We start from the raw sequence: 7572 nt of genomic DNA on the forward strand, positions 1-7572 counted from the left end.
CATGCTCGCTGCAAGTTGTGGAATACATGTGAGCCGAAGTGCGTGAGCACTCGGTTTTTTGGGGGTGTTGGGATGGTGAGTTGATCGGCGTTTCCACCCGAGGCCTTACGGCCGTTCGGCTCACTTGACCTCGCCTTTCCGTCGGGCTTGTCCCGGCGGAGGACACAAGTGACGGCTACCACACGCCTCTCCAATAATCTGTTCTCCGTCCGGGCTTGCTCCGGCGGGAGCAACGGATCGAGTCGCTGATTCCATCTCGACGTGCCCGTCGGAGATCGTTGGCGCGCAATCTTCTTGTCGTAGCAAGCCTTTGACGTCCCGCCGGGGCAAGCCCGAATACCATCTTTCCGATATCAACCAGCGTGTCGGCCACGCCCTCAGGAGCCGCAGACTTATTCCTCTTCCGCGTCGTCTTCCGTTTCCGGTTCGCTTTCCGAAGCCAGTTTCCCTAGCAAACGGGCTCGCAGACGGTTTCCGTGGTCGGACACGTTTCGGTCCGTTTTGAGCGTCGCGATCGCTAATTCGATCTTTCCTTCTGCTTCGATCGATCGAGCCGCGTTATAGACCGCAGCGTCTTCCCAGTAAGAACGCTGCTCATCGTCGAGGACGCGTTTGGTGAACCAGTTATGGGCGGTTTGGAAACGTCCGTCGTCGTACTGAACGAGAGCCAACCAGTACGTCGCGGTTCGTTTTCCGAGCCGCATGAAGTCCTGCATTTGCCGCAACTGGGCATCGTACTGGGCCGGTTCGACCCCGAGTTCACGTCGCAGGCCGTACTGCATTTGCAACTCCACGTTGATCCGCAGGTCATCAATTTCGAACTCGGGGGCACGTTGTTCGAGGTATCGTGTTCGGGCTCCCGATTCGCCTTCGATTTCGTCATCAACGAACTCGCCGGTGAGATGTTTCCAACGACCTTTGGCCAGGTTGTTCGATGAGGCGTCGTTGGACTCCATCACTGCGAACCGAGCCCGGTACCAGAACGCGAACGCAGGGTCGCGTTCGGCGACGAGTTCCATGCCGCGAGCGTAGATCTCGTTGATCGTTGGGATCTCCCAAATGCGAACGCCTGCGATCCCCGGTACGGCGTCGAACCGTTTCGCCCAATCTTCGGCGTCGACCCACAACGTCATTCGCCGGTCGCCGGTCAGGCCGGATTCAAGTCGCTTCATACGCGTTGCCAACGTTTCGGCATGCACGTTCAACAACGCAACGCTCTGTGACACGTCCGAACGCGATAACGGGTAGTCGAAATACCCCGCGACGTCCAACCGACGCATCACCGACGCGTCCTTGCGAGCCTGCGCGAGGGTCGCGATCCCCGTTTGATCCGGGCCGGGGATGGGCAATCCGAGTTTGGGTTCGAAGAGAAAAATCTGTTCACCGATCAACACGCCGACCGACCACGGCGTCCGTGAGCCGGTTTCGTCCGACTGCGTTGCCAAGACGGCAGCTGGAATGCCGGCTTGCACGCAAAGCTGAGTGAACACGCCGCTGCGTTGCAGCCAATCGCCCCGTCCGCGCCACAACGTTTGGTAGTCAGATTGCCGAAAACCGGGGCCTTCGAAAGGCAGCCCCGCAGGCATCCGCGGAATCTGCAGGCCGGGAGGTGCGGGCAGAGTGTCGGGTTCCAACGCGACGTTGCGAACCGTCCAGTCGAACAAACGCATCGCGGTCTGCAACTGATCGATCTGAGCCTGCGTCATGACATCGTCGGAGTCTTCGCCCGGTTGCTCGCGGGCGTTTTGACGGAGTCCTTCGAGCCAATCGGCGAACAGCAAATCGTCGCGGACGGGCGAATCGATCCATGCGACGACGTGTCGGAACGTGTTCGCGTCTCGCAGGAATGGGACGTCGTCGGTCGTGAACTCCGGTCGCAGGATCTTGTCTTGGAGTGCTTCGGGAGAGAGCATTTCGCCGAGGGTTTCGGCAATTTCAGGGATCTCAGTCGGCTGCTCGATTTCCTTGCCGCTGCGTTTGGCCCTCGCTTCACTTTCGCGTAGCCACTGGTTGGTATGGTAGGCGATCTGGCGGCGAGCTTTTTCTTCGTTGAGCGAAACGTATTGGTTGAGCAGCGAGACGGTTTCGCCGAGGTGGTCTTGTCTCGTTTTTTCCTGCAACGCTACCTGTCGCTCGGCCATGATCCGGTCCATCTCGCTGGACTCGTCGCGGCAACCGAGAGCGGACGACAACGCGAGAGCAAATACGCAGCAGAGAAGGACGTTCGATCGCATCGGTGGGGTCTGTTCGGGTAACGGTTTGAGCAGCGGCGTGGCGAAATTCCACGTATTCGCGGGCGAATGGACGGTTGGGGTTACAGCGACTCGATGGTTTCTCGCAGTTGCAGTAATCGATCGACGAGTCCGATGAACTGATCGAGAAAAATCATGTTGGCACCGTCGCTCGGCGAGGTTTCCGGTTCGGGATGCGTTTCAAAGAACAGGGCATCACACCCGATGGCTACGGCTGCGCGGGCCAAAGGTTCGACCATTTCGCGATTTCCGCCGGTCGCGCCCCCCAATCCGCCGGGTTGTTGGACGCTGTGCGTGGCGTCAAAAACGACCGGAGCCCCGAGAGACCTCATGATCGGGATCGATTGCATGTCGTTGACCAGACGCCCGTAACCGAAAAACGTCCCGCGTTCGCAGACTAGGACGCGGCCCGGTTTGGCGTCGGCGGCATCAGGATCCGCCGCGGGATCGGTTTGCGAGTCCGGGAAACTGCCGTTGAGTTTGTCGATCACGTAACGCATGTCGGTCGGTGCCATGAATTGGCCCTTCTTCACGTTCACCGATCGTCCGGTGTTCGCGGCCGCGACGAGTAAGTCGGTCTGGCGAGCGAGAAACGCCGGAATCTGCAACAACTCGCAAACTTCGGCAGCCGGGGCGGCCTGTTCGGGCAGGTGAATGTCCGTCGTCAGGGGCAACCCGCTGTCGGCACCGACGGCCTCGAGCAGTCGCAGCCCGGCGTCCATCCCAGGCCCGCGTTTGGCTGATAAACTGGTCCGGTTTGCCTTGTCAAAGGACGCCTTAAAGACCACATTCACGTCGGGCCGGTCGTTGAGCTGGGCGAGCGTTTCGCCGATCTGCATCGCGAGTTCGCGGGTCTGCAAAACACACGGCCCGGCGATCAAGAGCAACGGTTGGCCGTCTCCACAGAGGTAATTACCGACACGAGCGAGCATACTAACGAGGACTCTCAAATAGAGGGCAAGTGAATGTGTGGTTGCGTGGCGTGATCTTAGACGTCTTGGTCTGTGCCGTCCTCCCCCCATCGAAATCTGGCCTTGGTTGCTGCGGCCTCCATCGGATCTTCCATCTCCCGTCAATCGACACGACATTTTCTCTGCGATCGCTTTGCCACCTCCGACACTCACACCGACGACCCACCTGCACTTCGTGACCGGCAAGCTCGCTGAGATCGCGTTGCGGACGCATGCCGAGGAGGCGGTAGCAAATCATCAGGTGCGGCACAGCGTCCAGGTTGCACCGATCACGGTGGCGGCGTTGATCACGCCGAAGTGGTTGACTCGGCACCTCGATGTTCCTGACACGGCCACGCATGTGATCTTGCCCGGCTACTGCGAAGCCGCGATCGACGATCCGGTGCATGCCGAACAACCGGAGATGACATGGCGGAAACGGTTGGCGGAGATCGCGAATCTGCCGCCTGAGAATATTCTGTGTGGCCCTAATGATTGTCGCGACTTGGACGCGTGGCTCGGCGGCAAAGTTCGCAGCGTCGAGCTGCACGAACACTCGATCGAAATCATCGCGGAAATCAATCACGCTCCGCGGCTCAGCGTCGAGGAAGTCGTCCGGGTCGCTGCGGCATTGCGTGACGATGGTGCGGATCGGATCGATGTGGGCTGCGATCCGTCGCGGCAATGTTTGCAGATCGGCGACTACGTGAAAGCGCTCGTCGACGAAGGGCATCGGGTCAGCATCGACACGTTCGACTCTCGGGAAACGGTCGCGGCGGTGACAGCGGGCGCATCGTTGGTGCTGTCGGTGAACGCATCGAACCGGGACGCGGCGACGCAGTGGGGGTGCGAGGTGGTCGCGATTCCCGACACGCCCGACGATCTCGAATCGCTCGACACGACAGTCAACTTTCTCGGCGAGCACGACGTTGCGATGCGGCTCGATCCGATCCTCGAACCGATCGGTTTCGGTTTCGGTGCCTCGCTGTTGCGATACGCCGAAACCCGCCGTCGTTACCCTGAACACGCGATGATGATGGGGATCGGGAACTTGACCGAATTGACCGACGTTGATTCGGCTGGGGTGAACTTAATGTTACTGGCCCTTTGTCAGGAGTTCGGTGTCGGCAGCGTGTTGACGACCCAGGTGATCAATTGGGCTCGATCGTCGATCAAGGAATGTGACATTGCCCGGCGTTTGGTGCATCACAGCATCGAAGAAGGCGTGCCGCCGAAACGCTTGTCGGACCAACTCGTGACGCTCCGTGATCCTAAGTTGCGTCCTTACTCCGCGGAAGCTCTCGAGGCTCTCGCGTCGGGAATCCGTGATAACAACTATCGCATTCTCGCGCAGGACGGCGTCGTGCACTTGATCAGCGCCGGCGTGCATCTGACCGGTGACGAACCGTTCGGAATGATGAGTGAATTGTTGTCGATGCCGCAGTCAAAAAACGTCGATGTCTCGCACGCGTTTTACTTGGGCTTTGAGCTCGCGAAGGCGAAGATCGCCGCGCAGCTCGGCAAGCAATACGAACAGGATCAAGCGTTGCAGTGGGGGTATTTGACGGTCGAAGAAAAACGCCACCGCATCCCAAGGCAATCACGGCATCGAAGAGATTAGAGTGGGGCACCGTTTCGACCCAAAATCCGTAGCGCAAGTCGCCAAGACTTTCGGCGTTTCGCAAGAGTCAACCTGTATTCGTTTAACGGCAATACCGTTCAATTTTCGTTTAACCCGTGCCCGAAGGGTAGGTTGTGTTCCGTCAAGCGTCGCCTACGGCTACCGGTTAAACGAAAACGCCACAACCCGGTGCTTCATTGAACGGCATTGCGTTTAAACGAATAAATCAACAGCCCGTAGCGCAGCGGGCTGGTAATGCAACAGCCCGCCGAAACTCTTGGCGAGTTTCGCTACGCGACTATTCGGTAGCGGGCTTCGTCAGGAATTTAGACTCCCCACCACAACACACGTCCGAATTCTTGGTGACTCCGGCTACGGGTTAGTTCTCCATTTCGCGGACCTGGACGCCTGCGTTTTGCATCTCCTCGATCGCCCGTTGGCAATCACCGGGGGCCAGTTCCACGCCGCGGCAGGCGTTGGCGATGAGGTAGGTATTGAACCCGAGTCGGGCAGCGTCGATTGCGGTCGCTCGAACGCAGTAATCGGTTGCTAATCCCATCACGTGAATTTCGTCGACGTCCTGCTGGTGCAGATATCTGCCTAGCCCCGTGGCGACTCGGCCGCCGTTGTCGAAGAAACCGCTGTAGCTGTCCCGCTGCGGATCGGTTCCTTTGTGGATGACTTTCTCAATTCGGTCGGTATCGAGCGACGATTGAAATTCGCTGCCCGATGTATTCTCGATACAGTGATCCGGCCAGAGGACTTGCGAGAGCCCGTTGACTTCGATGACATCCCCGACCGCGTGTCCAGGGTGTTGGCTCGCGAAGCTGCAGTGGTTCGGCGGGTGCCAATCCTTGGTCGCCACGACTAGGTCGAATGATCGTTGCAGTCGATTCGCGATCGGAATCAATTCGTCGCCGCCGGGCACGCCGAGGGCACCGCCGGGGAGAAAGTCGTTCTGCAAGTCGACCAGAATCAATGCGTTCATTTTCTTGCTCGTGCGTCGCGAATCATCTGTGCTTTCAATTCATGCAATCCTTGCTCGAGCCCAACGGGATACTCGTGCGGGTTCTCGAAACGTTTGACTGCCGATGGCGTCGCCTGCAATTCCGAATGAACGACGTCTTGCATCTCGTCGAGTGGCGGGGACGCGTAGACGACTTCGCCGCCGCGGAGGACCGGCGTGAGCAAATCACGCGAGGTCGTATCGGCGGGAAAACTTTTTTGTCGATAGGCATCGGCCGGATCGATCATGGTCGCGTCGTCGCCGGTACGCCAATCCAGCAGTTCGTCGTAAATCATGTCGCCGCGATGTTCGCCGTCGGATTCGAACCGCCGGACTTGTAAAATCCCCGGGTTGCTGACCTTGACCGTTTGTTCGGACAACTTGATACGGTGTTGCCACTGGCCGTCATCGTCACGGATCGCGCCGAGTTTGTAGACGCCACCGAGAGCCGGTTGGTCGTACGCGGTGGCGAGTTTGGTGCCGACGCCCCAGGTATCGATGCGTGCTCCTTGCAATTTCAAACTCGTGATCAGTCGCTCGTCGAGATCGTTGCTGGCCACGATGCTCGCGTCGGGAAAGCCTCCCGCGTCGAGAATTTTTCGTGCTTCGATGCTGAGCCACGCGAGGTCGCCGGAGTCGAGGCGGATGCCGAGCATCTCGTGCCCGGATTCTCGCAATCGTTTGCCGACCTCCACGGCCCGGCGGACTCCTTCGAGCGTGTCGTAAGTGTCGACGAGAAAGACGCAGTTGTTCGGCATCGCGTCGGCGTAACGTTGGAAGGCTTCCTGTTCGCTGTCGAACGTCATCACCCAACTGTGTGCGTGCGTGCCGACGATCGGGATTTCAAAAACGTTGCCCGCGAGAACATTCGATGTGCCTGCACAACCGCCGACGTAGGATGCCCGAGAAGCGGACAACCCGCCGTCGATGCCTTGGGCGCGACGTAGCCCGAATTCGATCACGCGGTCCTTCGTCGGTGTTTGCGAAAAGACGCCAGCGGCGGAGCACACCCGTGCGGATTTTGTCGCGACGAGCGTTTGGAAATTAATCAGGTTCAGCAGCGGTGTTTCAACCAGTTGGCATTGCAACATCGGTCCGCAAACACGCACCAACGGTTCGTGCGGATAAACGGTGGTGCCTTCGGGGATCGCGTCGATGTCCCATTCGAACGAGAGGTTACCGAGGTAGTCGAGAAACGCGTTCTCGAAGAGCGGTTGTGAATCCGCGCCGGTGAGCGTTTCGAGATAGCGGAGGTCGTCGTCGTTGAATTGAAGATTGGCGAGATAATCGATCGCCGTTTGCAATCCGCATGCGATGGTGTAGCCACCGTCGAACGGGTTGCTGCGGAAAAATAGATGAAAGACAGCCGTTCGGTCAGCCAAGTCGTTCTTCCAATAGCCATACGCCATTGTCAGTTGATAAAGGTCGGTCAACAAAGACAACGACGGACGGTAGACGTCGGCCAAACGGTTCATCACGAACTCCGCTTCGAAGAAGGCTGTGTCTAAAACGACAGCTTAACCCAAGTCAGGTTCGCAGTGTTGTTGAGTTCAAGTGAGCCGAAGTGCGTGAGCACTCGGGTTTTTGGGATGGTTGGGGTGGTGAGTTGGTTGGCGGTTTGACCCGAGGCCTTACGGCCGTTCGGCTCACGTAGCTCGGTCTTTGCAAGACCGAGGGCAGGCGTTGGTTGGCTCTGGTAGCTTGTGGTGATGTCCGCCTCGGAGATGCGGACCTACGTGTTTG

General features: G+C 58.8%; 5 protein-coding genes. 1 reads left to right on the plus strand and 4 read right to left on the minus strand.

The window, feature by feature from the left end:
- Window positions 1-392 precede the first annotated feature (392 nt).
- Both RSSM_RS00735 and kdsA read right to left on the minus strand, forming a co-directional pair.
- A complete protein-coding gene (locus RSSM_RS00735) occupies window positions 393-2234 on the minus strand; it encodes a tetratricopeptide repeat protein (RefSeq protein WP_008673354.1) in 1842 nt (613 codons plus the stop codon).
- Between the two features lie 80 nt (window positions 2235-2314).
- Window positions 2315-3184: a 3-deoxy-8-phosphooctulonate synthase gene (kdsA, locus tag RSSM_RS00740; protein WP_008673355.1), complete on the minus strand. Its 870-nt coding sequence runs from the start codon at window positions 3182-3184 to the stop codon at window positions 2315-2317.
- 166 nt (window positions 3185-3350) lie between these two features.
- On the opposite strand from kdsA, the gene RSSM_RS00745 reads away from it, so the two are divergent.
- Complete coding sequence (locus RSSM_RS00745) at window positions 3351-4823, plus strand: DUF6513 domain-containing protein (protein WP_044300404.1); 1473 nt, start codon at window positions 3351-3353, stop codon at window positions 4821-4823.
- A gap of 379 nt (window positions 4824-5202) precedes the next feature.
- On the opposite strand, the gene pncA is transcribed toward RSSM_RS00745, so the two are convergent.
- Window positions 5203-5811, minus strand: a complete 609-nt coding sequence (gene pncA, locus RSSM_RS00750) for a bifunctional nicotinamidase/pyrazinamidase (RefSeq protein WP_008673360.1) — start codon at window positions 5809-5811, stop codon at window positions 5203-5205.
- The gene (locus tag RSSM_RS00755; RefSeq protein WP_044300403.1) at window positions 5808-7304 is read right to left on the minus strand and encodes a nicotinate phosphoribosyltransferase; all 1497 of its coding nucleotides are present in this window, start codon (window positions 7302-7304) and stop codon (window positions 5808-5810) included. Before RSSM_RS00755 ends, pncA begins: the two co-directional genes overlap by 4 nt.
- Between the last annotated feature and the right edge of the window lie 268 nt (window positions 7305-7572).

This window comes from Aporhodopirellula sallentina SM41 (assembly GCF_000346505.1).
In the GTDB taxonomy this organism is placed as follows: Bacteria; Planctomycetota; Planctomycetia; order Pirellulales; family Pirellulaceae; genus Rhodopirellula; species Rhodopirellula sallentina.